Genomic DNA, 25,021 nt, shown 5'->3' with positions numbered 1-25,021 from the left:
CCGGGCCACGCGTTGTTACTGCGCCGCCCGGCGCAGTTCGGCGGCGGCTGCCACCATGTTGACGAGGGCGGGCTTGACCTCCTCCCACTTGCGGGTCTTCAGGCCGCAATCCGGGTTGATCCAGAGCTGGCGATCCTGAAGGCGCTCGCGGGCGAGCGACAGGAGATCGGTCATCTCTTTCACCTCCGGCACCCGCGGCGAGTGGATGTCGTAGACGCCCGGGCCGATCTCGTTCGGATATTCGAAGTTCCGGAAGGCGTCGAGCAGTTCCATCTTCGAGCGCGACGTCTCGATGGAGATGACGTCGGCATCCATGGCGGCGATCGTGGAGATGATGTCGTTGAACTCCGAATAGCACATGTGGGTGTGGATCTGGGTGCCATCCGCCACGCCGCTTGCGCAAAGGCGGAAGCATTCGACGGCCCAGTCGAGATAATGCTGCCAGTCCTTGTGGCGGAGCGGCAGGCCTTCGCGAAGCGCCGCCTCGTCGATCTGGATCAGCTTCGCGCCGGCCTTTTCGAGATCGACCACCTCGTCGCGGATGGCGAGGGCGATCTGGCGGCATGTCGCGCTGCGGGCGATGTCGTCACGCACGAAGGACCAGTTGAGGATCGTCACCGGGCCGGTCAGCATGCCCTTCACCGGCTTGTCGGTGAGGGACTGCGAATAGTGCCACCAGCGCACCGTCATCGGGTTCGGCCGCGAGACGTCGCCGAAGATGATCGGCGGGCGGACATAGCGCGAGCCGTAGCTTTGCACCCAGGCATGCTGCGTGAAGGCGAAGCCGGACAGCTGCTCGCCGAAATATTGCACCATGTCGTTGCGCTCGAATTCGCCGTGCACGAGCACGTCGAGGCCGATCTCCTCCTGCCAGCGGATGGCGGTTTCCGTTTCCCTTTGCAGGAAGGCTTCGTAGTCCGCATAGCTCAGGGTGCCCTTGGCATGGGCGGAGCGCGCCTTGCGGACGTCGCTCGTCTGCGGGAACGAGCCGATCGTCGTCGTCGGGAACAGCGGCAGCGTGATCGCCTCCGACTGGATCCGGCGGCGTGCGTCGAAAGCGCTCGCGCGCGTCTTCATGCCCGCGTCGATGCCGGCAATGCGGCCCTGCACCAGAGGGTCGGTCACCTTCGGCGATGCGGCACGGGCGGCGATGGCCCGCGAGGCGTCGTCCAGGGCTTGCCGAACGGCATCCCTGCCCTGCGCCAGGCCCTTGCCGAGCGTGGCAAGCTCGCCGAGCTTCTGCGTCGCGAAGGCAAGCCAGGTCTTGAGGTCCGCGTCGAGCGCCGTTTCGAGATCGAGGTCGATCGGCACATGCAGCAGCGAGCACGAGGCGGCGATTTCGACCGCCCCGGCGCCGCGGGCGGACATGACCGGGGTTAGCCGGTCGAAGACGGATGCGAGGTCCGCCCGCCAGATGTTGCGCCCGTCGATCACGCCGAGCGACAGGACCTGATCCGCACGCACGGCCTGAGCGACCGCGTCGAGTTGCTCCGGCGCGCGCGCCAGATCCACATGAAGGCCGGCGACCGGCAGGGCGGCAACAGCCGAAAGATTGTCCGCCAGCGCGCCAAAATAGGTCGTCAGCATCAGCTTCAGTCCGGGCGCGGCCCTGGCGAAGCCTTCATAGGCGAGTTTGAAGGCATGACGCTCGCCCTCGGTGAGGTCGAGCGCGAGGATCGGTTCGTCGACCTGAACCCAGTCCGCGCCTGCCTCGGCCAAACGGCGGAACAGTTCCTCGTAGACCGGCAGAAGCCTTGCCAGGAGGTCAAACGGCTTGAAGGTGGATGGCCGCGCCTTCGCGAGCTTGAGGAAGGTGACCGGGCCGAGCACGACCGGGCGCGTGTGGATGCCGAGCGCCTTGGCCTCCAGGAAGTGGGCGACCGGCTTCTGCGTGGTGAGGCGGAAGGCCTGATCCTCGGAGACCTCAGGCACCATGTAGTGGTAGTTCGTGTCAAACCATTTGGTCATTTCGAGCGCGGGAACGCCGTGGCCGTGATGCGCATGGCCACAATCGGCAGGACCATCGCCCTGGCTACCGCGCGCCATGGCGAAATAGAGCGAAAGCGGCACGTCGCCGCCATCCCAGCCATAGGCGGCGGGAATGGCGCCGACCATCACGGCGGTATCCAGCACATGGTCGTAGAAGGAGAAATCGTTGGAGGGAATCCGCGTGATGCCCTGGTCGCGCTGAAGCGCCCAGTTTTCGGCGCGCAGCTTTTTCGCCGTTTCGAGGAGGTCGGTCTCCGTGAGCTTGCCGGACCAGAAGCCTTCGAGCGCGAACTTCAGTTCACGATGGCGGCCGATGCGCGGGAAGCCGAGGGAGGCGACCGGGAGAGTTTGTTTGGACATTGTCATACCCCATTGGTTTGTGGGGGCATGGGTTGAGCGGACGCGTGCAGGCTCTGCCGTTGCCGGCGAGATGCAGCAACCACCGGGACACCCCGCCCGTGGACGTTCTGTTGTCTTGGCAGGTCTCCTGGCTCACGGGTCGTCGCCGCTGTCCGTCTTCCCAAGGCTTTCGCCTCAGTGACATTGTTGGACAGCAACTCGCCGCTCACAGTTGCGGGGGCAGCCCCGGCTTTGCCGACGGATCGACGCACCGGATTCCCTCTTAGCCCTGGGACGGACGGACGACCCAGGGAACCACGACGACGCGACTTGGCGTGATATCGCCGGCAATGTCAAGACATATAAAGAAATCTTTATGTCTTTATTTGTCGCCCGGCTTAACGCAGCGTGCAGTCCTCGCCCATGATGTCATTGCAGCGTCGGGATGTGCGGGGTACATGCAAACCTCCCGTTACGGGAATCGACCTCCCGCGAATCCCGTGATGCAGAAGGAACAGTCGATGCCGATAGTGCCGCGCCGGGGACCGATTGCCCTTGCCTACCGTGTCCTCGTCCTGCCGGGCGTCATCGCCTATCTCTTCGCCGTCAGCATCGTCGTGCTTGCCGGGGACCGGTTCTGGCTTGTTGACCTGCTGACCTTTGCCTGGCCCTATATCGTCGCCACCGGCGCGCTGCTCGTCGTTGCGGCCGTCGTGACGCGGCGCCTGAAGGCGATCGTGATCGCGCTTGCCGGGCTCGCCATCGCCCTCATACCGGCGGCCGACGTGCCGACTGCGCGCGCCTCTGCCGCGACGAGCGGCCTGAAGGTGCTGACCGCCAATCTCTACGTGCGCAACCGCGAGGACCCGGCTGTCTTCATCGACCTGCTGCGCCGGGAAAAGCCCGACATCGTCGTGCTGGAGGAGACGACGGCACGCTGGGAGCAGGCGCTTTCCGCCTCAGGCCTGTTCGCCTATGAAAGCAGCGTCGACACCCGCATCCGCGACAGCCTGAAGGTTTTCTCCACGCTGCCGATCCGGGCGGAGACCGAGCTGAAGCGCGCCTTCACCGAGGAGCGCGCCTACAAGCAGCCGCTCCGCCTCGAGCTCGACATGGGCGGCAAGCCGATCTTCCTCTATGCCTTCCACCCGGAGACGCCGCGCCGGCTCTGGCAATGGCGCGACCGCAACGACTATCTCTCGGCCGCCGCCGACGCCGTGAAGGGCGATCTCGAAAAAGCGCCGGTCATCGTCGCCGGCGACTGGAACACGCCGACCTGGTCGCCCTTCTTCCGCAATTTTTTAAAGCAGGCCGGCCTTGCCTCCACGGCGGGCGGCTGGTTGCAGCCCGTCACGCGCTTCAGCCTGAAACTCGATGCGCTTGCCTATATCGGCGCCTCGATCGACCATGTCGCCGTCTCGCCGGATATTTCCGTGCGCGCGCGCCGCGTCGGCCCGTCTTTCGGCTCGAACCACCTGCCCGTCATTGCCGAACTCACCCTGCCTGAGACCTGATGGCCTCTCGTCTCGACGGGAAAATGCCCTATCTTGGAAGAAAGCAACACGGGAGATGACGATGCCGACCGAGAAGGACAGCCCGAAGACCTCGCTGGAAGCCGAGCGCGCCCGGCAGAAGGACAAGGATGCCAAGACCGAGCAGGACGATTATCTGGAAGAGGCGCTCGAAGAGACCTTTCCGGCAAGCGACCCGATCGCGCCCGGCGACGTGAAGGACCACGCGAAGTGAGGCAGCGATGAGCGCCCGCTTCCTGTTCACCGGCCCGGAGAACGCCCCGACCACCGTGCTTCTCGCGCATGGCAGCGGCGCGCCGATGGATTCGCCGGCGATGACCGCCGCGGCCACGGCGCTCGCGGCGGAAGGCCTGCGCGTCGCACGCTTCGAGTTTTCCTACATGGCCGCCCGGCGCAACGAGGGCAGCCGCCGGCCACCGCCGAAGGCCGAGACGCTGAACCCGGAATTTCTCGACGCCATCGCAGAGCTCGCGGCGAAGGGGCCGCTCGTCATCGGCGGCAAGTCGATGGGCGGACGCGTCGCCAGCATGGTGGCGGACGATCTTTTTGCTGAGGGCCGCATCGCCGGCCTGCTCTGCCTCGGCTATCCGTTCCATCCGCCGGAAAAACCCGCACAGCTGCGCACCGCCCACCTGATGGGCCTGAAGACGCCGGCCCTCATCTGCCAGGGCAGCCGCGATCCCTTCGGCACGAAGGACGAGGTGCCGGGTTACGGACTGCCGGACAGCATCCGCGTGCTCTGGCTGGAAGACGGCGACCACGACCTCAAGCCGCGCAAGAGCATCTCCGGCTTCTCCGCCGCCGACCACCTCGCCACCATGGCGAAGACGGTGAAGGCCTGGACGCAGACGCTCGGCTAAGCCTGTTCCATGCGGAACAGCGCGCAACACGGTCCCATGCGATTGTTCAGTCACTGGATGGAACGAACCATCCCAACCGAACCAGAAGGGACCCCACAATGCGCAACTTCATTCTCGCCGCCGCAGTCGCTCTTACCGCCGTCGCTTCCTTCGCCGCCCCTTCGCAGGCCGGCTACTACAGCTACGACTACCAGCCCTATTGCGTCATCAAGAAGATCAAGAGCTACGACTACTACGGCAACCTGATCATCAAACGCGTCCGCGTCTGCCACTGAGCGCTGCCCCGATCTGGGGTCGATTGGAGTGCGGCTGCCGCCGGCAGACGGTCTCACGGACGTGATGAAGCCCGGATGCGATCCTCGCATCCGGGCTTCTCTCTTTTGAAAATCAGTTGTTGTCGACCTGGCCAGCCCAGCTCTGTGTGTTGGTCTCGCCATTCAGGAACGGCAGAGCGGTGCTGACGAGCGCCGGGGCCGCGAACGTCTCGTAGTGGGTCAGGCCCGGCAGGATGGCGAGGCGGTTCTTCGCCATGTTCTCCCGCATCCAGCCGGCATCCCGCAATCCCCCGCCGAGCTTCTGGTAGAATTCGACGATGTGTTCCGGGCGGATCATGTCGCTGTCACCGAAGATCAGCATGACCGGCATGGACAGTTTCGCCACCGCATCGGAGGCGTCGTAGTCCCCGCGCATCGCCGCACCCATGGCATCGAGCAGTTTCGGGAATTCCGAGACATCCGGCGCGACGGCGGCGTAGGATTTGTACATCGGCGTTTCCTTCATCATCTCGGCCATGGCGCCGGAAACTGCCGCCTGCTGCGGCAGCATTTCCGGGAAGAAGCCGTTCCGGGCAAAGGGCGCGGAAGCGATGACGAGGCGGCGCACCTTGTCCGGCGCCTGCGCCGCCATCTGCAATGCGACGCCGCCGCCGAAGGAATAGCCGAGCACGTCGACCTTGTCGTAGCCCAGCTTTTCCACCAGCTCGGCCATGTCCGCGCCGATTGCCGGGATATCGATCGGCCGGTTGCCGAGCGGCGTGCGGCCGTGGCCCTGGAGATCGACGCCGATCACCTGGCGCTTGTCCTGCAAAGTTTTCAGGTTGGCGCCGAACATCTCGATCTGGCCGAGGCCGCCATGCAGCAGCAACAGCGGCTCGCCCTCGCCGCGGATCTCGTAGTAATAGTTGATGCCGTTCACCTCCAGATGGCCCGCCTTGTCCGGCACGCCGGCCTCGCCCTGCAAGGGGTTTTCCTTGATCTCCTCGGCCAGAACGGCGGCCGCCGGCACGAAGGCGGCAAGGGCGGCGGTCACCAGGGTGATGATGGTCATTTTCGGCATGTCTCTCTCCTCGGGGTTCTGACCGGCAGGCCCGCCGGTTCCATGCCTCAAGGACGACGGCCCCATGCCCGCGCCGACAGGGCGGCGTGAAATTTTTTGCAAGAAGCCTGATAAACCGAATCAAGCGGCTGCCGGATTGAATCCGGTGTCGCCCGCAATCAATTGAAAAGAATGGGCTATCAACGATAGTCCGCCACCACCGGCACGGAAGGGAACATTAACCGGCGCGTGCGAACATTAGCGCAAAACCAGATACGTCCGGGCAGGCCATGGCACACAGCTTTTCCTACACGCATTACGATCTCGACATGCAGCGCGGCGGCACGACGATCGAGATCACGCTCTCGGCGGTCGCCAATGTGCGCCTGATGAGCCACGCCAATTTCGACCTGTTCAAGAATGCCCGCCAGCACAAGTTCTTGGGCGGCGTCGCCAAACAATCGCCGATCCGGCTGAAGATACCGGAAAACGGCCATTGGCATGTGGTGGTCGATATGGAGGGGCATACGGGCAAGGCGGAATCGTCGATCAAGATCGTGCCGCTGGCACCGCAGAAGCCGGCGCCGCGCTTCAACGCCGCCTCTTAGCTTCGTTCTTTCCGCAGCTTCGCCCACCATTCCAGCCGCTTGCGCAATTCCCGCTCGAAGCCGCGCTCCGGCGGGTCGTAGAAGGTCCGGCGGCCCATCTTTTCCGGAAAATAGTCCTGGCCGGAAAAGGCGTCCGGCTCGTCGTGGTCGTAGCGATAACCGTCGCCGTAGCCCTCGCCCTTCATCAGCTTGGTCGGCGCGTTGAGGATGTGTTTGGGCGGCAGCAGCGAGCCGTTTTCCTTTGCCGCGCGCATCGCCGATTTGTAGGCGGTATAGACGGCGTTGGATTTAGGCGCCGTCGCGATGTAGATGCAGGCCTGCGCCAGCGCCAGTTCCCCCTCCGGCGAGCCGAGGAAGTCATAGGCGTCCTTCGCCGCATTGCAAACGACGAGCGCCTGCGGATCGGCGAGACCAATATCCTCGACGGCCATGCGCACCATGCGGCGGCAGAGGAACAACGGGTCCTCGCCAGCGTCCAGCATACGCGTCAGGTAATAGAGCGAGGCATCCGGGTCCGAGCCGCGCACCGCCTTGTGCAGGGCGGAAATGAGATTGTAATGGCCGTCCTGCGACTTGTCGTAGACCGGTGCCCGGCGCTGCACGATGCGAAAGAGATCGTCCTGGCCGAAGGTTTCGTCGGCGCGCGCCGCACGCCAGACTTCCTCGGCCAGCGTCAGCACCGCCCGCCCGTCGCCATCCGCCATGCGCAGCAGCGACATGCGCGCTTCCTCGTCGAGCGGCAGCGGCTTGCCCTCGCTCGCCTCGGCGCGCTTCAGAAGTTCCTCCAGGCTGGTTTCGTCATGCGGCTTGAAGGTCAGCACGCGGGCGCGGGAGAGAAGAGCGGCGTTGAGCTCGAAGGACGGGTTTTCCGTGGTGGCGCCGACGAGCACGATCGTGCCGTCCTCCATGACCGGCAGGAAACTGTCCTGCTGGGCGCGGTTGAAGCGGTGGATCTCGTCGACGAAGAGCAGCGTCTGGCGCCCGCCCATGCGGCGCGCGCGGGCGGCATCGAACAGCTTCTTGAGCTCGGCGACACCGGAGAAGATCGCCGACGTCTGCTCGAAGGCGAGACCGGTTTCGCCGGAGAGAAGGCGCGCCACCGTCGTCTTGCCGGTGCCGGGCGGCCCCCAGAAGATCATCGAGCCGAGCGAGCCCGCCTCGATCATGCGCGACAGCACGCCGTCCGGACCGGTCAGGTGTTCCTGGCCGGAGACTTCGCCGAGCGTGCGAGGGCGCAGGCGATCGGCAAGAGGCCGCTTCGCCGCCATGTCCTCCGGTTCACGCGGGGCGAAGAGGTCGCTCATCGGAAGAACTGGCGGATGCGCTGGCCGTCACGCTCGATTTCGACGCGCCAGATGGACGGGTCCTCGTTGACGAGGGAGGCGAGATTCTCGGTCGAGGCGACCTGTGTGCCGTTCAACTCGATGATGATGTCGCGCGGCTGGAGGCCGATGCGCGCGGCCGGCGAGCCGCGGTTGATCTCCGTCACGACGACGCCGGTCGTCGCCCGGTTGGTCGGCATGCGCAGCTCCTCGGCGACGCGCGGCGAAAGATTGGCGACCACGGCGCCGGAGAAGGGATTGCGGCCTTCGATCAGCCGTTCGTCGCGCGGCGTCGTTTCCGGCGCGCGGTCGAGCGAGAGCGTCAGCTCCTCTTCCTTGCCGTTGTTGACGACCGTGATTCGCGCCGTGCCACCGATGCCGACGGTGGTGAGGCGATAGCCGAGCGCATCGGGATGCTCGACGGAGACGCCGTTGACGGCGGTGACGACCTCGCCCGCCTTCATGCCGGCCTTTTCCGCCGGGCTGCCAGCCTGCACCTGCGAGATCAGCGCGCCGCGCGCCCGCTCCAGGCCGAGCGCCTCGGCGACTTCGGACGTCACCGCCTCGAAGGTCGCGCCGATGAACGGGCGATCGAAGCTGGCGCTGCCGTTTTCGGCGCTGGCGACGAAGGTTTTTACCAGATTGGCCGGGATGGCGAAGCCGACGCCGTTCGAGCCGCCGCCGCGCGAGAAGATCGCGGTGTTGATGCCGATCAGCTCGCCGTTCATGTTGATCAGGCCGCCGCCGGAATTACCGGGATTGATCGCGGCATCCGTCTGGATGAAGAAGCCGAAATCGCCGGAGCGCACCTGGTTGCGCGCGAGCGCCGAGACGATGCCGCTCGTCACCGTCTGGCCGACGCCGAACGGGTTGCCGATGGCGAGCACCAGGTCGCCGACTTGCACCGCGTCGCTGTCGCCGAGCGGCAGCGCCGTGAAATCGGCATCCGCCTTGATCTTCAGCACCGCGAGGTCGACGCGCTCGTCCTTCAGCACCACCGTGCTTTCATATTCGCGGCCATCCGCCAGCGCGATCTTGATGTCGCTGGCGCCCTCGATCACATGGTTGTTCGTCACCACGATGCCCTTGGAGCCGACGATGACGCCCGAGCCGAGCGACGACTGCTTTTCGCTGCGGTTCGGCATGCGCTGGCCGAAGAACTCCTCGAAGAAGGGATCACCTTCGAAGATCGAGCGGCGCTCGACGACACGCTCGGCATAGACATTCACGACGGCATTCTCGACCTGCTTGACGAGCGGCGCGAAGGAGAGTTGCATTTCCGTGCGCGACTGCGGCACGGTGCGCTCCTCGGCGGTTGCGGGCGTGACCAACGCGAGCGCAACGACGAGCGGGGCGGCAAGCAGGATGCGGACTTTCGGCATGGACGAGTCTCCTTCGTGTCTGCGCCACGATCAGATAGGATTTCGCAGGAAAAAAGGCAAACTGCGCCGCGTCGGACCGAATGATCGACGTCACGCGCAACGCACGAAAAAGTGGTCGCCGGAAATCTTTTGCGGCCGTTGAAACAACACGAGCCTTGTTTACGTAGGAACCAGGGAAAGCAACCAACAGATCGAGCCCCCGCCATGTCCTTCTACCGCCCGCCCCGCGTCCCCGCCTCGCAGATCACGCCCGAACACTGTTTCCTCAGCCGCCGCTCCTTTCTCGCCGCAGCGGCGGGTGGTGCGCTGGCGGCTGCGGGCTCGGCCGCTTTCGCAGCGCCTCTGACCGCGTCCAAAAGCCAGTATATGGTCGACGAGACGCTGACGCCCGAAAAGGACGTGACCAGCTACAACAATTTCTACGAATTCGGCACGGGCAAGGGCGACCCGGTGGCCAATGCGACGGACTTCAAGCCGACGCCCTGGACGGTGAAGGTCGACGGCCTTGTCGGCAAGCCGAAGGAATTCGGGCTGGAAGAGCTGCTGGCCCTGCCGCTCGAAGAGCGCGTCTACCGCATGCGCTGCGTCGAAGCCTGGTCGATGGTGATCCCCTGGATCGGTTTTCCGCTTGCCGCCCTCCTCGACAAGGTGGAACCGCTGGGCGACGCGAAATACGTCGCCTTCGAGACGGTCGTGCGGCCAGAGGAAATGCCGGGCCAGTCCGGCTTCTTCCAGCCGCTGCCCTGGCCCTATGTCGAGGGCTTGCGTCTCGACGAGGCGCGCCATCCGCTGGCGATCCTCGCCGTCGGCGTCTACGGCAAGACGCTGCCCAACCAGAACGGCGCGCCGATCCGCCTCGTCGTGCCGTGGAAATATGGCTTCAAGGGCATCAAGTCGATCGTCCGGATCACCCTCACCGACAAGCAGCCACCCTCCACCTGGAACCTCTCCGCCTCGAACGAATACGGCTTCTATGCCAACGTCAATCCGGAGGTCGACCACCCGCGCTGGAGCCAGGCAAGCGAGAACCGCATCGGCGAAGGCGGCTTCTTCGGCGCGAACCGCCGCCCGACGCTGCCCTTCAACGGCTATGCCGAGGAGGTCGCAGGCCTCTATTCCGGCATGGACCTTCGGGCGAATTTCTGATGGCCGGCCTGCCCGCCCTGCCCCGCAAATATCATGCGGCGTCGATCTGGCTGCTCTATGCCATAGGCCTCCTGCCGGCGGCCTATGGCTTCTATCTCGGCGCGACCGGCCGCCTGCCCGGCAATCCGGTCAAGGAGTTCGAACACCTGCTCGGCCTGTGGGCGCTGCGTTTCCTCGTCTTAACGCTCGCCATCTCGCCGATCCGCGATCTCTTCAGCATCAACTGGGTGCGCTATAGGCGGGCGCTCGGGCTGCTCGCCTTCTGGTACGTGCTGATGCACTTCCTGACCTATATGGTGCTCGACCAATACCTGAATTTCGCAGCTATCATCACCGACATCGCCAAACGGCCGTTCATCACCATCGGCATGGCGGCCTTCGTGATGCTGATCCCGCTGGCGCTGACCTCGAACAATTGGTCCATCCGAAAACTCGGGCCGCGCTGGGTCAGGCTGCATAAGCTCGTCTACGTGATTGCGGCCTGCGGCGCGCTGCACTTCGCCATGGCAGTGAAGGTCGTGGGGCCGGAGCAATGGCTCTATATCGTCCTCGTCCTCTTGCTTCTCGCCTATCGATTGATACGGCCGATGCTGCGCGGGAAGAAACGGGCAAGGCCGCAGGCGACCAGCGTTCGCGGGCAGGAACGCTCGGCCTAGCCGAGGCCATTCATTATACGACGAAGAGCTTCGGTCCTGCCTGCGGCGATCCCTCAGCAACGCTGCTGACGACCCGGTTTCGGCCATTGCTTTTGGCGAGATAAAGCAGCCTGTCGGCGCGGCTGATCGCATCATGGATGCTATGGTCGCCAGCCGCGGTTACGGCCACGCCGAAGCTGGCGGTGATCGAGCGGTCGATGCCGATGCCGCTCAGGTCACGCTCTGACAGCGCGATGCGGACAGTGTTCGCGAGCGTATGGGCGTCCTGCAAGCGGCAGTTCGGCAGGTGTGCGATGAACTCTTCGCCGCCGAAGCGCGCCACGGCAACGCCCGGCCAGGAGAGCGTGCGCAGCAGGGCGGCAACCTCCCGAATGGCCTCGTCGCCGGCGGCATGCCCGAATCGGTCGTTGATCGACTTGAACCAGTCGATGTCGGCGACGATGATGGCGGCCTCACCCTTTGCGGCGCGCGCATTCTGGCCGATGAACTGTTCGAAGCCACGGCGATTGAGAAGGCCGGTCAGCGGGTCTTCCTCCGCCGCCTTCCGGTGCCCCTCGACGATGCGCAGCGCGACCGATGCAAGCGCCGTCAGGGCCATCAGCAGCGCGCCGATGGTTGCCGTGATCTGCATGACGAAGGCGTAGGACGAGCCGATGAATTCGTCCATCGCCAGCGTGCCGGCCATGATGAAGAAGACGATCGTGCGCACGGAGGTCTCCAGCACCACGAACCCCACTGCGCCGAACAATGCGCGATCGATCCAGCTGCTCGACCGGCGCCACGAGGATGCCATTGCGACCAGCAGCAGGGCGCAGCAGGCGACATCACTGATGAAGAGCTCGAAGCGCAGGCTCTCTGCGGCGAGAACCGCGTAGCCGATGCCGGCATAGGCGAGCGCGGCCATGGCAAGGCGGGCGCCCACAAGGCGGGGCGCGTCGAAGTGGGTGACGAGAGCGTGGCCGTAGAGGAGGAAGGCGCTGAGGAAAGCGGCATCCGCCGTCAGCGCCACCACGAAGACCGGCGCGACGGCTTGCAGAAGCGGCGCGAGGAAGCCGATCGCGGCACAGAGATAACCCGCGCCCCAGAACAAGGCGGCGCGATTGCCGAAGCGCGCCACGACAAGAAATGCGACGCCAAACAGGGTGAGAACCATCGGCAGCAGGTATGCGAAATTCTCGGCCATCACTCAAACTCGATTAAACTCCGCCAGAACTTTAAATCGCGGGGCTAAAGACAATCCGTAGGAATATGCTTTCCAGAATGTTTCCTCCGGATTTTCACGGTGCGCCAGGCGTTAACCGCCATCGCCGCGCCTACCACCAATGAGATATTCTGGACGACGGATGGATAGCTGGCGCGAAAGAACCACGCGATCCATCCTGCCGCGATGGAAACGCTCGAAAACCAGCGCACCTTCTGGAACACCTGGAACGCCGACAACCGGGAAGACCGGATCAGCGAGGTCTCGCGGCGCCAGGCGGAAGTCGTCACCGGCTGGCTCGACGAGCAGCCGGGCCGCAATCTCGATATTCTGGAAGTCGGCTGCGGCACGGGCTGGTTCTGTCCGCAGCTCTCCCGATATGGCCGGGTCATCGGCACGGACCTTTCGGACGACGTGCTGCGACGGGCGCAGGCGCGCTGGCCCGGTGTCGGCTTCATCACCGGGGATTTCGCGACGATGCCGTTTGCGGATGCCAGCTTCGACGTCATCGTCAGCCTGGAAGTGCTCTCCCATGTCGCCGATCAGGAAGCCTTCGTCGCCCGCATCGCCCAGCTTCTGCGCCCCGGCGGCCTGCTGCTGCTTGCCACGCAGAACAGGACCGTGCTCAGCACCCATTGCAAGATACCGCCGCCTGCCCCCGGACAGCTGCGGAACTGGGTAGACCGGTGGCAGCTCGACGCGTTGCTCCGGCCGCATTTCAATGTGGAAAACCTCGTCTCGGTCACGCCCATCGCCCATAAGGGCTTTCGCCACATCCTCGCCGGCAGAAGGCTGAACGCCCTTCTGGGGCCTGCGGTGGGCCATGCGTGGCGCACCATCATGGAACGGCGCGACTGGGGCTGGACGCTGATGGCGCGGGCGCGAAAGCCGAAATAGCCGCAAAGAAAAAGGCCGGGGACATGCCCCGGCCTTTTTATTCAATCCCGTAAACCGGCGATCAGGCTGCTTCGGCCTGCGCTTCGGCTTCCGTGCGGGCGAGGTCCTTCGCGCCCTTTGCGGAAGCGTCGCGGTCAACGAATTCGATGACGGCGAGCGGAGCATTGTCGCCACGACGGTAGCCAGCCTTCATGATGCGAAGGTAGCCGCCGTTGCGGGTGGCGTAACGGGTTGCGATGGCGTCGAACAGCTTGGCGACGACGGCAACGTCACGGATCTGCGAGATCGCCTGGCGACGAGCGTGCAGGTCGCCGCGCTTGCCGAGGGTGACGAGCTTTTCGACGATCGGGCGAATTTCCTTCGCCTTCGGCAGCGTGGTGACGATCTGCTCATGTTCGATGAGCGAGGCAGCCATGTTGGCGAACATCGCCTTGCGGTGGCTGGCAGTACGGTTGAGTTTGCGGCCCGAATTCTGGTGGCGCATCTCGGTTCTCCTTCACATGCAGGCTGAAAACCTGCCGTTTGATGGTTAATATTGGTCTTCGTAACGCTTTGCGAGATCTTCGATGTTCTCAGGCGGCCATGCCGGCACTTCCATGCCGAGGTGCAGGCCCATGGAAGCGAGAACTTCCTTGATTTCGTTCAGCGACTTGCGACCAAAATTCGGGGTGCGAAGCATTTCGGCTTCGGTCTTCTGAATGAGATCGCCAATGTAGACGATGTTGTCGTTCTTCAGGCAGTTCGCCGAACGGACGGAAAGTTCCAGTTCGTCGACCTTCTTGAGGAGCGCCGGGTTGAAGGCGAGCTCGGTGACCGACTCTTCTTCGGCTTCCTTCTGCGGCTCGTCGAAGTTGACGAAGACCGAGAGCTGGTCCTGAAGAATGCGGGCCGCGAACGCGATCGCATCTTCGCCGGTGACGGAGCCGTCGGTCTCGATGGACATCGTCAGCTTGTCATAGTCGAGAACCTGGCCTTCGCGGGTGTTTTCCACCTTGTAGGACACTTTCTTGACCGGCGAGTAGAGGCTGTCGACCGGGATGAGGCCGATCGGCGCGTCTTCGGAACGGTTGCGGTCGGCGGGCACATAGCCCTTGCCGTTGTTGACCGTGAACTCCATGCGGATTTCGGCGCCCTCGTCGAGGGTGCAGATGACATGGTTGGGGTTCAGGATCTCGATGTCGCCGACCGTCTGGATGTCACCAGCCGTTACGACGCCCGGACCCTGCTTGCGCACGACCATACGCTTGGAATCGTCGCCATCCATCTTGATGGCGATTTCCTTGATGTTGAGCACGATATCGGTCACGTCTTCGCGGACACCCGGGATCGACGAGAACTCGTGCAGCACGCCGTCGATCTGCACGGCGGTAACAGCCGCACCGCGCAGCGACGACAGGAGAACGCGACGCAGCGCGTTGCCGAGCGTCAGGCCAAAGCCCCGCTCCAGCGGCTCGGCAACAAGGCTTGCCTTGGTGCGGCCGGAGGAGGAGAACTCCACCTTGTTCGGCTTGATCAGTTCCTGCCAGTTTTTCTGGATCATATGTTTTGCCTTCCGTTCGCCGCCACCATCCAATCGTGACGGCCGAGCCCTGAAGATCCGCGAAAGCCGGAAACCGGCTTCCGCAGCAATTCGAATGCGATGATCAGACGCGGCGCTTCTTGCGCGGGCGGCAACCGTTGTGCGGGATCGGGGTCACGTCGCGGATCGACGTGATCATGAAGCCGGCAGCCTGGAGGGCGCGCAGAGCCGATTCACGGCCGGAACCCGGACCGCAGACTTCGACTTCCAGCGACTTCATGCCATGTTCCTGGGCCTTCTTGGCGCAGTCTTCAGCAGCGATCTGGGCAGCGAACGGGGTCGACTTGCGCGAACCCTTGAAGCCCTTTGCACCGGCCGACGACCAGGCAATGGCGTTGCCCTGTGCATCGGTGATGGTGATCATCGTGTTGTTGAACGAAGAATTGACGTGAGCAACACCCGAGGTGATGTTCTTGCGTTCGCGACGGCGAACGCGTGCGGCTTCCTTGGCCATGGGTAGTCCTTTCGTTGATCTCGACACCGCCGTAGTTCCAGCGGCTCCACCGGGCGGGGGCTTGGCCCCTGCCCTGAATAAAATTTGCACACCGGCCCGAGGGCGTCGCGTGCGGCGATATCGTCACTGCCGTAGTGCCAGCAGCTCCACCGACCGGGACAAAGGCTTGGCGCCAAGCCCCGCTCGAAACTCAAAAGAGGCCGGCGCGACGCGCCAGCCTCCTGTTCCCCGTTTCCGGGAAATTACTTCTTCTTGCCTGCGATGGCCTTCGCCGGGCCCTTGCGGGTACGGGCGTTGGTGTGCGTGCGCTGACCGCGGACCGGAAGGCCACGACGGTGACGCAGACCACGGTAGCAACCGAGGTCCATGAGACGCTTGATGTTCATCGAGGTCTCGCGACGCAGGTCGCCTTCGACCTGGTAGTCGCGGTCGATGGCTTCGCGGATCTGCAGGATTTCTGCGTCCGTCAGCTGGTGAACGCGACGATCAGCCGGGATACCGACCTTCTCGATGATTTCCTGTGCAAACTTCGGGCCGATCCCGTGAATGTAACGCAGCGCGATGACAACGCGCTTCGCAGTCGGGATGTTGACGCCAGCGATACGTGCCACGCCTGTTCTCCTTGCTTCCAGTTGCCATCCGGCAAGTGGTCTTCTTCATTTGAAGCGGCTCCAAAGCCGCGTCGCTCAGTTGATGTCCGTGACACGTCGAAAACGACCGCACCCGGACTTCGTTCTTGGAAGTCCGCGCCGATCGCAATGGTATGTCGCGAGTTGGCGCTGTCATAAGGGGGAATCGGCTAAAAAGTCAACTCCCCGGCAGATCCTTTTTCGGATTCCAGGCTGCAAAGCAACCGCTTCACACTTTTCCCGGAATTGCTCCTATCAGGCGTTCTCCAGGATTCCGGCAATCTCTGCCGTCACAACGTCGACATTGGCCATGCCGTCGACCGTCTGGAGCTTGCCGGTCGATGCGTAGTAGTTCGACAGCGGCGCGGTCTTTTCGCGGTATTCCGTCAAGCGGCGCTTGAAAGCTTCCGGGTTGTCGTCGGAGCGAACCGTGCCGCCTGCGGCGACCGTTTCGGCCACGCGATTCTCCATGCGCTTGACCAGCGCATCCTCGTCGACCTTCAGCTCGATGACGGCGTCGAGCGCGATGCCCTTGCCGGCGAGGATCCGGTCGAGGGCTTCGGCCTGCGGAACCGTGCGCGGGTAACCGTCGAGGATGAAGCCCTTGGCACAGTCGGCCGAATCGATTCGGTCGGACACGATCTCGTTGACGATGGCGTCGGAGACGAGCTGGCCGGCGTCCATGACGGCCTTCGCGCGTTTGCCGACATCCGTGCCGGCGGCAACGGCCGCCCGCAGCATGTCACCCGTGGAAAGCTGCGGAATACCGTGCCTCTCCGTCAGGAGCTTGGCTTGCGTTCCCTTGCCAGCGCCCGGCGGCCCCAGAAAAATCAGTCTCATCGTCCCCTCTTTCCTCCACGCAGCTTCGACTTCTTGATCAGCCCCTCATACTGCTGAGCAATCAGGTGACCCTGAATCTGTGCTACAGTATCAAGGGTCACGCTGACAACAATCAAAAGCGACGTACCACCAAGGTAGAACGGCACACCTGTCTGAGCGATGAGAATTTCGGGAAGAATGCAGACGAACATCAGGTAGGCCGCGCCGATCACCGTGATGCGGGTCAGCACGTAGTCGATGTATTCCGCGGTGCGTTCGCCCGGACGGATGCCCGGAATGAAGCCGCCGTGCTTCTTCAGATTGTCGGCCGTATCCTTCGGATTGAAGACGATAGCCGTGTAGAAGAAGGCGAAGAAGGCGATCATGCCCGCGTAGAGCAGCATGTAGAGCGGCTGGCCATGGCCGAGGGCTGCGATGATGGCGGTCGCCCAGGTCGGCAGCTCGGCGGTGTTCGAGAAGCCTGCAAGCGTTGCCGGCAGCAGCAGCAGCGAGGATGCGAAGATCGCCGGGATGACGCCTGCGGTGTTGAGCTTCAGCGGCAGGTGCGACGTATCGCCCTGGAACATGCGGTTGCCCACCTGTCGCTTCGGATACTGGATCAGAAGCCGGCGCTGGGCGCGTTCCACGAAGACGATGAGCGCGATGACGACCACGGCCATGACGACCACGGCGAGAATCACGCCGATCGACAGAGCGCCGGTGCGGCCGAGTTCGAGGGTTCCGGCGAGTGCGCCCGGAAGGGCAGCGACGATGCCGGCGAAGATGATCAGCGAAATGCCGTTGCCAATGCCGCGCGAGGTGATCTGCTCACCGAGCCACATCAGGAACATCGTGCCGCCGAGCAGCGAGATGACGGTGGAGATGCGGAAGAACCAGCCCGGATCGTTGACCAGCCCTGCCCCGCTTTCCAGGCCCACCGCGATGCCATAGGCCTGCAGCGTGCCGAGCAGCACCGTGCCGTAGCGGGTGTACTGGTTGATGATCTTGCGGCCCTGTTCGCCTTCCTTCTTCAGCTGTTCCAGCGAGGGAACGACCGAGGTCATCAGCTGCACGATGATCGACGCGGAAATGTACGGCATGATGCCGAGCGCGAAGATCGCCATACGCTCGACGGCGCCGCCGGAGAACATGTTGAAGAGGCCGAGAATGCCGCTGGACTGGCCCTGGAAGGCCTGGGCGAAGGCATCGGGATTGAGGCCCGGCAATGGGATATAGGTGCCGAGGCGATAGACGAGCAGCGCGCCCAGCGTGAACCAGAGACGCTTCTTCAGATCTTCCGCCTTGGCGAAAGTCGAGAAGTTGAGATTAGAGGCAAGTTGTTCCGCTGCCGAAGCCATGCATTTCTCCGCGAAGCCGATCCGGCGGCGGGGAGCCCGGCCAGGTCCGGAATGGCTGATCCGTTTGGCACAGGCGCCCGGCCCTCCTCGGACCGTTTGCTCATGCTGAAATTCGTCGTGCCCGTCTGCCGTTGCGGCAAACTCGGCGGATGGAGCCTAAACCGGTTGAAACGCGGATTGTCAAGCAATCCCGGCCTCACCCTGGTTTTAAATTCCGGACAACAGCGGGATGGGGTTCCCGGCCGTCGTTGTGAGGCTCACATATGGGAGCAAAATCGCCCGGTGTGAAGCACACCGGGCGAAGATTTCGTCGAATTATTCAGCGGTTTCCGCAGCTGCGAGAAGCAGCTTGATCGAGCCGCCGGCCTTTTCGATCTTCTCGATGGCGGGCTTGGAGGCGCCGGCGACTTCGAAGGTCACCTTGGCCGTCAGTTCGCCGTCGGCGAGGATGCGAACGCCGTCCTTGACGCGGCGGATGACACCGGCGGCCTTGAGAGCGGCTGCGTCAACCGTTGCCTTGCCGTCAAGCTTGCCGGCGTCGATGGCGACCTGGATACGGCCCAGCGACACGATGGCGAAGTCGGACGAGAAGATGTTGTTGAAGCCGCGCTTCGGCAGGCGACGGTAGATGGGCATCTGACCGCCTTCGAAGCCGTTGATGGCCACACCCGAACGTGCCTTCTGACCCTTCACACCGCGGCCGCCGGTCTTGCCGGAGCCCGAACCGATACCGCGACCTACGCGCTTACGGTTCTTGGTAGAGCCTTCGTTGTCCTTGATTTCATTGAGCTTCATGATCTATCCCCTCACTTCTCGTCGACGACGCGGACGAGGTGCTGGACGGCACGGATCATGCCACGGACAGACGGAGTGTCTTCCAGCGTGCGAACCCGATGCATCTTGTTAAGGCCCAGGCCGACGAGCGTTGCACGCTGTACGGCCGGACGGCGGATGGGGCTGCCGATCTGCTCGACAGTCACCGTCTTCGTTGCGGTTTCTTTCTTAGCCATTGTTCAAACTCCCTTATTCTTCGGAAGCGACGCCGGCGGACGCACGACGGGCCTGCAGCGTGGCATACTTCATGCCGCGCTGTGCCGCGATGTCCTTCGGGTGCATCTGGCTCTTGAGGGCGTCGAAGGTCGCACGGATCATGTTGTACGGGTTCGACGAACCGGTCGACTTGGCAACGACGTCGTGAACGCCGAGCGTTTCGAACACGGCGCGCATCGGGCCACCGGCGATGATACCGGTACCGGCCTTGGCCGAGCGAAGCAGAACCTTGCCGGCGCCATGGCGGCCGTGCACGTCGTGGTGCAGCGTGCGGCCCGAGCGCAGCGGTACGAAGATGAGGTCGCGCTTGGCGGCTTCGGTGGCCTTCCGGATGGCTTCCGGAACTTCACGAGCCTTGCCATGGCCGAAGCCGACGCGGCCCTTCTGGTCGCCGACGACGACGAGAGCTGCGAAACCGAAACGACGGCCGCCCTTGACGACCTTCGCGACGCGGTTGATCGCGACGAGCTTGTCGACAAACTCGCTGTCGCGCTCTTCGCGGTTCTGGCGGTCATCGCGACCGCGCTTTTCCTGTGCCATTGTCCTTTTCCTTTTTCTTTTCCGGGTGCAATCGGCAGATTGACGAAAGTCGCCCCCATTCAGGGAATGGAAGCGACCAATACCCAACTGAGCTGACCGGCAGGCGCTTTACGCGCCCAGCCGAAAGATCAGAAGCTAAGACCACCTTCACGCGCAGCTTCGGCAAGAGCCTTGATGCGGCCGTGATAGATGAAGGCGCCACGGTCGAAAACGACCTCCTTGACGCCGGCCTTGGCGGCACGCTCAGCGATGAGCTTGCCGACGGCAGCGGCTGCTGCCGTGTCGGCGCCCGTCTTCAAGGACGAGCGCAGATCGGTGTCGAGCGTGGAGGCGGACGCAAGCGTCGTGCCGGCCACGTCATCGATGACCTGTACGTAGATGTTCTTCGACGAGCGATGAACCGACAGGCGCGGACGGCCGTTGGCGACCGCCTTGATGGAACGGCGCACGCGGTTGGCGCGGCGCACGAGAGCTTCTTTCCTGCTAGCCATTTCGCGTGATCCTTACTTCTTCTTGCCTTCTTTGCGGACGATCCGCTCTTCGGCATACTTGACGCCCTTGCCCTTGTAGGGCTCGGGGCCACGGTATTCGCGGATTTCCGCTGCGACCTGGCCGACCTGCTGCTTGTTGATGCCGGAGATGATGATTTCCGTCGGCTTCGGCACAGCGATCGAGATGCCTTCCGGCGTCTGGTAGACCACGTCGTGGCTGAAGCCGAGTGCGAGCTGCAGGTTCTTGCCCTGCAGCGACGCGCGGTAGCCGACGCCGTTGATTTCGAGCTTGCGCTCGTAGCCGTCCTTCACACCCTTGAAGATGTTCTCGACCATCGTGCGGGACATGCCCCACTTGGAACGAGCATCCTTGGACGTGTTGATCGGCTGAACGACAACTGCGTTGTCTTCGAGCTTCACCGAAACTTCGTCGTTTGCGACGAAGAACAGTTCGCCCTTCGGGCCCTTCGCGGTGACCGTCTGACCATCGACGGTCGCGGTGACACCAGCGGGAACCGGAACGGGCTTCTTACCGATACGAGACATTGTTTTATCCTGTCTGTTCGTTATGGAGATCCTTGCTCAGTCTTAGAAGACCGAGCAAAGAATCTCGCCACCAACGTTCTGTTCGCGTGCCTGGTGATCGGCCATCACACCCTTCGGGGTCGAAAGGATGGTGATGCCGAGGCCGTTCGCGACCTGCGGAATGGACTTGACCGAGACATAGACCCGGCGGCCCGGCTTGGAGACGCGGTCGATCTTGCGGATCACGGACGCGCCTTCGTAGTACTTGAGTTCGATGTTCAGCTCGGCCTTGCCGTTGCCGAATTCGACTTCCGAATATCCGCGGATGTAACCTTCGGACTGAAGGACGTCCAGAACGCGGGCACGCAGCTTGGAAGCCGGCGTCGAAACGCTGGACTTGCGGCGTGCGGCGCCGTTGCGGATGCGGGTGAGCATATCGCCCAGAGGATCAGTCATAGACATGTGCCCGTCTCCTTACCAGCTCGACTTGACAATGCCCGGCACCTTGCCGGAATTGCCCAGTTCACGAAGCGCAATACGCGACATTCCGAGTTTGCGATAAAAGGCGCGCGGACGGCCCGTTACTTCGCAGCGGTTGCGGATGCGGGTCTTGGAACCATTGCGCGGAAGTTCGGCAAGCTTCAAGGTCGCCTTGAAGCGCTCTTCGATCGGAAGAGCCTGGTTCTGGATGATGGCCTTCAGGCGGGCACGCTTAGCGGCCTGGCTGGCAACCAGTTTGCGGCGGCGCTTGTTCTTTTCAACTGCGCTCGTTTTCGCCATAACAGTTATCCTTCTTTACGCTTGTCGTTACGGATCAGGCGCGGAACGGGAAGTTGAACTCTTTCAGAAGAGCCCGTGCTTCGTCGTCCGTCTTTGCCGTCGTGCAAACGATGATGTCCATGCCCCACATCTGATCAACCTTGTCGTAGTTGATCTCCGGGAACACAATGTGCTCCTTGATACCCATGGCGAAGTTGCCACGGCCATCGAAGGACTTCGGGTTCAGACCACGGAAGTCGCGTACACGGGGCAGCGCGATGTTCACGAGGCGATCCAGAAATTCATACATGCGGGCGCCGCGCAGCGTGACCTTCGCGCCGATGGGCATGCCTTCGCGCAGCTTGAAGCCGGCGATGGAGTTGCGGGCGCGCGTGATGACCGGCTTCTGGCCGGCAATCGCTGCGAGGTCGCCAGCCGCTACGGACGGCTTCTTCGAATCGCCCGTCGATTCACCAACACCCATGTTGATGACGACCTTGTCGAGACGCGGGATCTGCATCTCGTTGGCGAAGGAGAACTGCTCCTGAAGCGCCTTGCGGATACGCTCGACGTATTCCTTCTTGAGGCGCGGCTCATACTTGGTGTCAGCCATCGATCGACACTCCCGAACGCTTTGCTACACGAACCTTCTTGTCGCCCTCGACCTTGAAACCGACGCGGGTCGGCTTGCCGTCCTTGGGGTCGGCGATCGCGATGTTCGACAGGTGGATCGAAGCTTCCTTGGTGATGATGCCGGCTTCCTGGGTCTGGGACTGACGCTGGTGACGCTTCACCAGGTTGATACCCTTGACGACCGCACGGTCTTCCTTCGGCATGACCTGAACAACTTCACCGGTACGGCCCTTGTCCTTGCCGGTGAGTACGACGACCTTGTCGCCCTTACGAATCTTCTGCATAGCCATCGCTCCTTAGAGTACTTCCGGAGCCAGCGAGATGATCTTCATGTGGTTCTTTGCGCGAAGTTCGCGCGGAACCGGTCCGAAGATACGGGTGCCGATGGGCTCTTTCTTATTGTCGATCAGGACGGCTGCGTTGTTGTCGAAACGGATAACGCTACCATCGGGGCGGCGGATGTCCTTGGCGGTGCGAACGACAACCGCCTTCATCACGTCACCCTTCTTCACGCGGCCGCGCGGGATGGCTTCCTTGATCGAGACGACGATAATGTCGCCGACCGAAGCGTACTTACGCTTGGAGCCGCCCAGCACCTTGATGCACATGACACGACGTGCGCCGGAATTATCCGCGACGTCGAGGTTAGTCTGCATCTGAATCATGTCAGGTCGCCTTCTTGTTTTACCGGACCGGTTGGGTGTTAGCCCCCTGTTCCAGCTTATGGAAATACGTGTTTTCGCGCGGGATGGTCTTTTGTCAGGGTGGTTTCCACTAATCGGCGAGCCGATGGGACCTTCCGTGCGCTCAAAGCAAAAGACGCTCGTGATTCCGAGCGTCCTTGCGCTGCTTCATACAGGTTTTCGCGCCGAACACAAGGGCCCGGCGCAAATTCCGATGTTTTTAGGCGTGGGCCGATACGACGGTCCAGCGCTTGTCCTTGGAGATGGGTGCGCATTCCTCGATGGAAACGACGTCACCGACCTTGTACTGGTTGTTTTCGTCATGCGCCTTGTACTTCTTGGACCGGCGAACGGTCTTCTGAAGCAGCGGGTGGGCAAAGCGGCGCTCGACGCGAACGACAACGGTCTTTTCGTTCTTGTCACTGACTACAGTGCCCTGCAGAATGCGTTTCGGCATCGTTTTCGGTCCTTAGGCCTTGGCTTCTGCCGCCTTCTGGCGGGCAATGGTCTTGACGCGCGCGATGTCCTTGCGGACTTCGTTGATGCGCGAGGTCTTCTCGAGCTGGCCAGTCGCCTTCTGGAAGCGCAGGTTGAACTGCTCCTTCTTCAGCTTGGCAAGCTCATCGTTGAGCTGGTCGGCGCTAAGCGCGCGAACGTCTACGGCTTTCATCCTACTCGCTCCTTACTCTGCAATGCGCTGTACGAAGCGCGTCTTGACCGAGAGCTTGGCCGAGCCGAGACGAAGCGCCTCGCGGGCGATCTCCTCGGAGACACCGTCGATCTCGAACATCATACGACCAGGCTTGACCTTGGCCGCCCAGTATTCGACCGAGCCCTTACCCTTACCCATGCGGACTTCGGTAGGCTTGGCGGTGACCGGCACGTCGGGGAACACACGGATCCACACACGGCCGGCACGCTTCATGTAACGCGTGATCGCGCGGCGGGCCGCTTCGATCTCGCGAGCGTTAACGCGATTCGGTTCCTGAGCCTTCAAGCCGAACTCGCCGAAAGCGAGGTCGGAGCCGCCCTTGGCGACACCCTTGATGCGGCCCTTGAACTGCTTGCGATACTTGGTACGCTTTGGCTGCAACATTTTTTTACTTCTCCGATATTGGCTGCCAAACGCGACTGTTACGCGTTTTCACGACGACGGTCGCCACGATCGCCGCGTTCACGGCTGGCGGGACCCTGGCTGTCACTTTCGCTTGCGCGACGCTCCGAAGCCATCGGGTCGTGTTCAAGGATTTCGCCCTTGAAGATCCAGACCTTGATGCCGCAGATGCCGAATGCGGTTTCGGCTTCAGCCGTACCGTAGTCGATGTCCGCACGCAGCGTGTGAAGCGGAACGCGACCTTCGCGGTACCATTCCGTACGGGCGATTTCCGCGCCGCCGAGACGGCCTGCGCAGGTGATCTTGATGCCTTCGGCGCCAAGACGCATCGCGGACTGAACAGCGCGCTTCATCGCACGGCGGAAAGCCACGCGGCGCTCGAGCTGCTGGGCGATCGACTGGGCAACGAGGGTTGCGTCGACTTCCGGCTTGCGCACTTCAACGATGTTGAGGTGCGTTTCCGAGTTCGTCATCGCGGCAAGCTTCTTGCGAAGCTTCTCGATGTCTGCACCCTTCTTGCCGATGATCAGACCCGGGCGAGCCGAGTGGATCGTGACGCGGCACTTCTTGTGCGGACGCTCGATGACGACCTTGGCGATGCCGGCCTGCTTCAGCTCTTCCATGACGAAAGCGCGGATCTTCAGGTCTTCGTGGAGCAGCTGGCCGTATTCGGCATTGTCGGCGAACCAACGGCTGTCCCAGGTGCGGTTGATGCCGAGGCGGAAACCGATTGGATTAATCTTCTGGCCCATTATGCGGCCTCCCCTTTGGCTTCGACTTCACGGACGACGATCGTGAGATGCGAGAAAGGCTTCTCGATCCGCGATGCGCGGCCGCGGCCACGAGCGTGGAAACGCTTCATGACGATCGACTTGCCGACATACGCTTCCGCGACGATCAGCGAGTCCACGTCGAGGTCGTGGTTGTTTTCTGCGTTGGCGATAGCGGATTCCAGCGTCTTCTTGACGGTCTCGGCGCTACGCTTGCGCGAGAATTCAAGTTCGGCGAGCGCCCGGTCGACCTTCTTGCCGCGGATCAGCGCAGCAAGCAGGTTGAGCTTCTGGGGGCTGACGCGGATCGTGCGCGCGATGGCCTGCGCCTCGTTATCCTTCAGCCGACGTTCGGCTTTAGCCTTGCCCAT

At 62.9% G+C, this 25,021-nt stretch carries 34 protein-coding genes and 1 riboswitch; of the genes, 8 read left to right on the top strand and 26 right to left on the bottom strand.

The annotated features are described in order from the left end of the window. Nucleotides 1-15: 15 nt before the first annotated feature. On the bottom strand, nt 16-2,349 hold the full coding sequence (metE, locus tag AC1RWL_RS20080) for a 5-methyltetrahydropteroyltriglutamate--homocysteine S-methyltransferase (protein WP_493096238.1): 2,334 nt from the start codon (nt 2,347-2,349) through the stop codon (nt 16-18). A 100-nt stretch (nt 2,350-2,449) separates the two neighbouring features. Then, nucleotides 2,450-2,663, bottom strand: a riboswitch (cobalamin riboswitch). Nucleotides 2,664-2,831: 168 nt separating this feature from the next. On the opposite strand from metE, the gene AC1RWL_RS20075 reads away from it, so the two are divergent. The 4 genes from AC1RWL_RS20075 to AC1RWL_RS20060 all read left to right on the top strand — a co-directional run bounded on the left by AC1RWL_RS20075 (nt 2,832) and on the right by AC1RWL_RS20060 (nt 4,995). Then, on the top strand, nt 2,832-3,842 hold the full coding sequence (locus AC1RWL_RS20075; RefSeq protein ID WP_493158457.1) for an endonuclease/exonuclease/phosphatase family protein: 1,011 nt from the start codon (nt 2,832-2,834) through the stop codon (nt 3,840-3,842). 55 nt (nt 3,843-3,897) lie between these two features. Further along, a complete protein-coding gene (locus tag AC1RWL_RS20070) occupies nt 3,898-4,074 on the top strand; it encodes a hypothetical protein (RefSeq protein ID WP_493158456.1) in 177 nt (58 codons plus the stop codon). 7 nt (nt 4,075-4,081) lie between these two features. After that, nucleotides 4,082-4,720 carry an alpha/beta hydrolase family protein gene (locus AC1RWL_RS20065; RefSeq protein WP_493096240.1) on the top strand — a complete coding sequence of 213 codons (639 nt, stop codon included), beginning with the start codon at nt 4,082-4,084 and terminating at the stop codon, nt 4,718-4,720. Between the two features lie 98 nt (nt 4,721-4,818). Continuing rightward, nucleotides 4,819-4,995, top strand: coding sequence for a hypothetical protein (locus tag AC1RWL_RS20060; RefSeq protein WP_256116135.1), 177 nt, complete (start codon nt 4,819-4,821; stop codon nt 4,993-4,995). A 112-nt stretch (nt 4,996-5,107) separates the two neighbouring features. Here the strand turns inward: AC1RWL_RS20060 and AC1RWL_RS20055 are convergent, their stop codons facing one another. After that, nucleotides 5,108-6,055 carry an alpha/beta fold hydrolase gene (locus AC1RWL_RS20055; RefSeq protein ID WP_493096241.1) on the bottom strand — a complete coding sequence of 316 codons (948 nt, stop codon included), beginning with the start codon at nt 6,053-6,055 and terminating at the stop codon, nt 5,108-5,110. Between the two features lie 269 nt (nt 6,056-6,324). Here AC1RWL_RS20055 and AC1RWL_RS20050 point away from each other — a divergent pair, with 269 nt between their 5' ends. Next, entirely contained in the window at nt 6,325-6,642 is a 318-nt protein-coding gene (locus AC1RWL_RS20050; RefSeq protein WP_256116137.1) for a DUF1883 domain-containing protein, read from the top strand. On the opposite strand, the gene AC1RWL_RS20045 is transcribed toward AC1RWL_RS20050, so the two are convergent. Beyond that, on the bottom strand, nt 6,639-7,946 hold the full coding sequence (locus AC1RWL_RS20045) for a replication-associated recombination protein A (protein ID WP_439628677.1): 1,308 nt from the start codon (nt 7,944-7,946) through the stop codon (nt 6,639-6,641). The two genes, AC1RWL_RS20050 and AC1RWL_RS20045, sit on opposite strands and share 4 nt — an antisense overlap. Next, nucleotides 7,943-9,346: a DegQ family serine endoprotease gene (locus tag AC1RWL_RS20040; RefSeq protein ID WP_256116139.1), complete on the bottom strand. Its 1,404-nt coding sequence runs from the start codon at nt 9,344-9,346 to the stop codon at nt 7,943-7,945. The genes AC1RWL_RS20045 and AC1RWL_RS20040 overlap by 4 nt, the downstream gene beginning before the upstream one ends. A gap of 204 nt (nt 9,347-9,550) precedes the next feature. Here AC1RWL_RS20040 and msrP point away from each other — a divergent pair, with 204 nt between their 5' ends. Together msrP and msrQ are read left to right on the top strand one after the other, a co-directional pair. Next, nucleotides 9,551-10,492, top strand: a complete 942-nt coding sequence (msrP, locus tag AC1RWL_RS20035; protein ID WP_492649679.1) for a protein-methionine-sulfoxide reductase catalytic subunit MsrP — start codon at nt 9,551-9,553, stop codon at nt 10,490-10,492. Next, a complete protein-coding gene (gene msrQ / locus AC1RWL_RS20030) occupies nt 10,492-11,148 on the top strand; it encodes a protein-methionine-sulfoxide reductase heme-binding subunit MsrQ (protein WP_493096242.1) in 657 nt (218 codons plus the stop codon). Before msrP ends, msrQ begins: the two co-directional genes overlap by 1 nt. A 13-nt stretch (nt 11,149-11,161) precedes the next feature. On the opposite strand, the gene AC1RWL_RS20025 is transcribed toward msrQ, so the two are convergent. Further along, nucleotides 11,162-12,331 carry a GGDEF domain-containing protein gene (locus AC1RWL_RS20025; protein ID WP_493096243.1) on the bottom strand — a complete coding sequence of 390 codons (1,170 nt, stop codon included), beginning with the start codon at nt 12,329-12,331 and terminating at the stop codon, nt 11,162-11,164. A 204-nt stretch (nt 12,332-12,535) separates the two neighbouring features. On the opposite strand from AC1RWL_RS20025, the gene AC1RWL_RS20020 reads away from it, so the two are divergent. Further along, a complete protein-coding gene (locus AC1RWL_RS20020; protein WP_493096244.1) occupies nt 12,536-13,246 on the top strand; it encodes a class I SAM-dependent methyltransferase in 711 nt (236 codons plus the stop codon). 61 nt (nt 13,247-13,307) lie between these two features. On the opposite strand, the gene rplQ is transcribed toward AC1RWL_RS20020, so the two are convergent. The 21 genes from rplQ to rplV form a co-directional block, all read right to left on the bottom strand. Further along, nucleotides 13,308-13,730, bottom strand: a complete 423-nt coding sequence (gene rplQ, locus AC1RWL_RS20015; protein WP_256116144.1) for a 50S ribosomal protein L17 — start codon at nt 13,728-13,730, stop codon at nt 13,308-13,310. 45 nt (nt 13,731-13,775) lie between these two features. After that, a complete protein-coding gene (locus AC1RWL_RS20010) occupies nt 13,776-14,786 on the bottom strand; it encodes a DNA-directed RNA polymerase subunit alpha (protein ID WP_256116145.1) in 1,011 nt (336 codons plus the stop codon). A gap of 103 nt (nt 14,787-14,889) precedes the next feature. Next, entirely contained in the window at nt 14,890-15,279 is a 390-nt protein-coding gene (rpsK, locus tag AC1RWL_RS20005; protein ID WP_023513823.1) for a 30S ribosomal protein S11, read from the bottom strand. A gap of 242 nt (nt 15,280-15,521) precedes the next feature. Continuing rightward, a complete protein-coding gene (rpsM, locus tag AC1RWL_RS20000) occupies nt 15,522-15,890 on the bottom strand; it encodes a 30S ribosomal protein S13 (RefSeq protein WP_064329867.1) in 369 nt (122 codons plus the stop codon). Nucleotides 15,891-16,163: 273 nt separating this feature from the next. Further along, nucleotides 16,164-16,748, bottom strand: a complete 585-nt coding sequence (locus AC1RWL_RS19995; RefSeq protein ID WP_493096245.1) for an adenylate kinase — start codon at nt 16,746-16,748, stop codon at nt 16,164-16,166. Continuing rightward, on the bottom strand, nt 16,745-18,085 hold the full coding sequence (gene secY / locus AC1RWL_RS19990) for a preprotein translocase subunit SecY (RefSeq protein ID WP_256116147.1): 1,341 nt from the start codon (nt 18,083-18,085) through the stop codon (nt 16,745-16,747). The genes AC1RWL_RS19995 and secY overlap by 4 nt, the downstream gene beginning before the upstream one ends. A gap of 315 nt (nt 18,086-18,400) precedes the next feature. Next, nucleotides 18,401-18,880, bottom strand: coding sequence for a 50S ribosomal protein L15 (gene rplO, locus AC1RWL_RS19985; RefSeq protein WP_493096246.1), 480 nt, complete (start codon nt 18,878-18,880; stop codon nt 18,401-18,403). A gap of 11 nt (nt 18,881-18,891) precedes the next feature. Next, complete coding sequence (gene rpmD, locus AC1RWL_RS19980) at nt 18,892-19,095, bottom strand: 50S ribosomal protein L30 (RefSeq protein ID WP_256116149.1); 204 nt, start codon at nt 19,093-19,095, stop codon at nt 18,892-18,894. Between the two features lie 13 nt (nt 19,096-19,108). Then, nucleotides 19,109-19,675 (bottom strand): 30S ribosomal protein S5, encoded by a 567-nt coding sequence (gene rpsE, locus AC1RWL_RS19975; protein ID WP_023515494.1) that lies wholly within the window; start codon nt 19,673-19,675, stop codon nt 19,109-19,111. Nucleotides 19,676-19,803: 128 nt separating this feature from the next. Beyond that, a complete protein-coding gene (gene rplR / locus AC1RWL_RS19970; protein ID WP_256116151.1) occupies nt 19,804-20,166 on the bottom strand; it encodes a 50S ribosomal protein L18 in 363 nt (120 codons plus the stop codon). Nucleotides 20,167-20,178: 12 nt separating this feature from the next. Then, nucleotides 20,179-20,712 carry a 50S ribosomal protein L6 gene (rplF, locus tag AC1RWL_RS19965; RefSeq protein WP_256116152.1) on the bottom strand — a complete coding sequence of 178 codons (534 nt, stop codon included), beginning with the start codon at nt 20,710-20,712 and terminating at the stop codon, nt 20,179-20,181. Between the two features lie 42 nt (nt 20,713-20,754). After that, nucleotides 20,755-21,153 (bottom strand): 30S ribosomal protein S8, encoded by a 399-nt coding sequence (gene rpsH / locus AC1RWL_RS19960; RefSeq protein WP_256116153.1) that lies wholly within the window; start codon nt 21,151-21,153, stop codon nt 20,755-20,757. Nucleotides 21,154-21,165: 12 nt separating this feature from the next. Continuing rightward, a complete protein-coding gene (gene rpsN, locus AC1RWL_RS19955; protein WP_256116154.1) occupies nt 21,166-21,471 on the bottom strand; it encodes a 30S ribosomal protein S14 in 306 nt (101 codons plus the stop codon). Between the two features lie 34 nt (nt 21,472-21,505). After that, nucleotides 21,506-22,063: a 50S ribosomal protein L5 gene (rplE, locus tag AC1RWL_RS19950; RefSeq protein ID WP_256116155.1), complete on the bottom strand. Its 558-nt coding sequence runs from the start codon at nt 22,061-22,063 to the stop codon at nt 21,506-21,508. Continuing rightward, entirely contained in the window at nt 22,056-22,367 is a 312-nt protein-coding gene (rplX, locus tag AC1RWL_RS19945) for a 50S ribosomal protein L24 (RefSeq protein WP_069059026.1), read from the bottom strand. The genes rplE and rplX overlap by 8 nt, the downstream gene beginning before the upstream one ends. A gap of 12 nt (nt 22,368-22,379) precedes the next feature. After that, nucleotides 22,380-22,748: a 50S ribosomal protein L14 gene (rplN, locus tag AC1RWL_RS19940; protein ID WP_018328276.1), complete on the bottom strand. Its 369-nt coding sequence runs from the start codon at nt 22,746-22,748 to the stop codon at nt 22,380-22,382. A gap of 238 nt (nt 22,749-22,986) precedes the next feature. Continuing rightward, a complete protein-coding gene (gene rpsQ / locus AC1RWL_RS19935) occupies nt 22,987-23,223 on the bottom strand; it encodes a 30S ribosomal protein S17 (RefSeq protein WP_256116156.1) in 237 nt (78 codons plus the stop codon). Between the two features lie 12 nt (nt 23,224-23,235). Continuing rightward, entirely contained in the window at nt 23,236-23,436 is a 201-nt protein-coding gene (gene rpmC, locus AC1RWL_RS19930) for a 50S ribosomal protein L29 (RefSeq protein WP_069059028.1), read from the bottom strand. A 12-nt stretch (nt 23,437-23,448) separates the two neighbouring features. Next, nucleotides 23,449-23,862: a 50S ribosomal protein L16 gene (rplP, locus tag AC1RWL_RS19925; protein ID WP_117372290.1), complete on the bottom strand. Its 414-nt coding sequence runs from the start codon at nt 23,860-23,862 to the stop codon at nt 23,449-23,451. 38 nt (nt 23,863-23,900) lie between these two features. Beyond that, nucleotides 23,901-24,632, bottom strand: a complete 732-nt coding sequence (gene rpsC / locus AC1RWL_RS19920) for a 30S ribosomal protein S3 (RefSeq protein ID WP_256116157.1) — start codon at nt 24,630-24,632, stop codon at nt 23,901-23,903. After that, nucleotides 24,632-25,021 carry a 50S ribosomal protein L22 gene (rplV, locus tag AC1RWL_RS19915; protein WP_117372288.1) on the bottom strand — a complete coding sequence of 130 codons (390 nt, stop codon included), beginning with the start codon at nt 25,019-25,021 and terminating at the stop codon, nt 24,632-24,634. The genes rpsC and rplV overlap by 1 nt, the downstream gene beginning before the upstream one ends.

This window comes from Shinella sp. GW821-FHT10F02 (genome assembly GCF_058809275.1).
The sequence above is the reverse complement of the archived record's forward strand: the minus strand, read 5'-3'. Positions and strand labels throughout refer to the sequence as shown.

What these genes read in the sequence shown, in the direction of transcription:
- rpsK (WP_023513823.1), bottom strand. Translation starts at nt 15,279, where the DNA reads ATGGCCAAGGAAGCCGCACGCGTTCGCCGTCGCGAACGCAAGAACATC.
- rplN (WP_018328276.1), bottom strand. Translation starts at nt 22,748, where the DNA reads ATGATTCAGATGCAGACTAACCTCGACGTCGCGGATAATTCCGGCGCA.
- AC1RWL_RS20065 (WP_493096240.1), top strand. Translation starts at nt 4,082, where the DNA reads ATGAGCGCCCGCTTCCTGTTCACCGGCCCGGAGAACGCCCCGACCACC.
- rpmD (WP_256116149.1), bottom strand. Translation starts at nt 19,095, where the DNA reads ATGGCTAAGAAAGAAACCGCAACGAAGACGGTGACTGTCGAGCAGATC.
- AC1RWL_RS20040 (WP_256116139.1), bottom strand. Translation starts at nt 9,346, where the DNA reads ATGCCGAAAGTCCGCATCCTGCTTGCCGCCCCGCTCGTCGTTGCGCTC.
- msrQ (WP_493096242.1), top strand. Translation starts at nt 10,492, where the DNA reads ATGGCCGGCCTGCCCGCCCTGCCCCGCAAATATCATGCGGCGTCGATC.
- rplV (WP_117372288.1), bottom strand. Translation starts at nt 25,021, where the DNA reads ATGGGCAAGGCTAAAGCCGAACGTCGGCTGAAGGATAACGAGGCGCAG.
- AC1RWL_RS20025 (WP_493096243.1), bottom strand. Translation starts at nt 12,331, where the DNA reads ATGGCCGAGAATTTCGCATACCTGCTGCCGATGGTTCTCACCCTGTTT.
- AC1RWL_RS20050 (WP_256116137.1), top strand. Translation starts at nt 6,325, where the DNA reads ATGGCACACAGCTTTTCCTACACGCATTACGATCTCGACATGCAGCGC.
- msrP (WP_492649679.1), top strand. Translation starts at nt 9,551, where the DNA reads ATGTCCTTCTACCGCCCGCCCCGCGTCCCCGCCTCGCAGATCACGCCC.
- AC1RWL_RS19995 (WP_493096245.1), bottom strand. Translation starts at nt 16,748, where the DNA reads ATGAGACTGATTTTTCTGGGGCCGCCGGGCGCTGGCAAGGGAACGCAA.
- rplQ (WP_256116144.1), bottom strand. Translation starts at nt 13,730, where the DNA reads ATGCGCCACCAGAATTCGGGCCGCAAACTCAACCGTACTGCCAGCCAC.
- rpsQ (WP_256116156.1), bottom strand. Translation starts at nt 23,223, where the DNA reads ATGCCGAAACGCATTCTGCAGGGCACTGTAGTCAGTGACAAGAACGAA.
- rpmC (WP_069059028.1), bottom strand. Translation starts at nt 23,436, where the DNA reads ATGAAAGCCGTAGACGTTCGCGCGCTTAGCGCCGACCAGCTCAACGAT.
- rpsN (WP_256116154.1), bottom strand. Translation starts at nt 21,471, where the DNA reads ATGGCGAAAACGAGCGCAGTTGAAAAGAACAAGCGCCGCCGCAAACTG.
- rplE (WP_256116155.1), bottom strand. Translation starts at nt 22,063, where the DNA reads ATGGCTGACACCAAGTATGAGCCGCGCCTCAAGAAGGAATACGTCGAG.
- rplO (WP_493096246.1), bottom strand. Translation starts at nt 18,880, where the DNA reads ATGAAGCTCAATGAAATCAAGGACAACGAAGGCTCTACCAAGAACCGT.
- rplF (WP_256116152.1), bottom strand. Translation starts at nt 20,712, where the DNA reads ATGTCTCGTATCGGTAAGAAGCCCGTTCCGGTTCCCGCTGGTGTCACC.
- rpsC (WP_256116157.1), bottom strand. Translation starts at nt 24,632, where the DNA reads ATGGGCCAGAAGATTAATCCAATCGGTTTCCGCCTCGGCATCAACCGC.
- AC1RWL_RS20060 (WP_256116135.1), top strand. Translation starts at nt 4,819, where the DNA reads ATGCGCAACTTCATTCTCGCCGCCGCAGTCGCTCTTACCGCCGTCGCT.
- AC1RWL_RS20075 (WP_493158457.1), top strand. Translation starts at nt 2,832, where the DNA reads ATGCAGAAGGAACAGTCGATGCCGATAGTGCCGCGCCGGGGACCGATT.
- AC1RWL_RS20045 (WP_439628677.1), bottom strand. Translation starts at nt 7,946, where the DNA reads ATGAGCGACCTCTTCGCCCCGCGTGAACCGGAGGACATGGCGGCGAAG.
- rplX (WP_069059026.1), bottom strand. Translation starts at nt 22,367, where the DNA reads ATGCAGAAGATTCGTAAGGGCGACAAGGTCGTCGTACTCACCGGCAAG.
- AC1RWL_RS20010 (WP_256116145.1), bottom strand. Translation starts at nt 14,786, where the DNA reads ATGATCCAGAAAAACTGGCAGGAACTGATCAAGCCGAACAAGGTGGAG.
- AC1RWL_RS20070 (WP_493158456.1), top strand. Translation starts at nt 3,898, where the DNA reads ATGACGATGCCGACCGAGAAGGACAGCCCGAAGACCTCGCTGGAAGCC.
- AC1RWL_RS20055 (WP_493096241.1), bottom strand. Translation starts at nt 6,055, where the DNA reads ATGCCGAAAATGACCATCATCACCCTGGTGACCGCCGCCCTTGCCGCC.
- secY (WP_256116147.1), bottom strand. Translation starts at nt 18,085, where the DNA reads ATGGCTTCGGCAGCGGAACAACTTGCCTCTAATCTCAACTTCTCGACT.
- AC1RWL_RS20020 (WP_493096244.1), top strand. Translation starts at nt 12,536, where the DNA reads ATGGAAACGCTCGAAAACCAGCGCACCTTCTGGAACACCTGGAACGCC.
- rplR (WP_256116151.1), bottom strand. Translation starts at nt 20,166, where the DNA reads ATGGCTAGCAGGAAAGAAGCTCTCGTGCGCCGCGCCAACCGCGTGCGC.
- metE (WP_493096238.1), bottom strand. Translation starts at nt 2,349, where the DNA reads ATGTCCAAACAAACTCTCCCGGTCGCCTCCCTCGGCTTCCCGCGCATC.
- rpsE (WP_023515494.1), bottom strand. Translation starts at nt 19,675, where the DNA reads ATGGCACAGGAAAAGCGCGGTCGCGATGACCGCCAGAACCGCGAAGAG.
- rpsH (WP_256116153.1), bottom strand. Translation starts at nt 21,153, where the DNA reads ATGTCTATGACTGATCCTCTGGGCGATATGCTCACCCGCATCCGCAAC.
- rplP (WP_117372290.1), bottom strand. Translation starts at nt 23,862, where the DNA reads ATGTTGCAGCCAAAGCGTACCAAGTATCGCAAGCAGTTCAAGGGCCGC.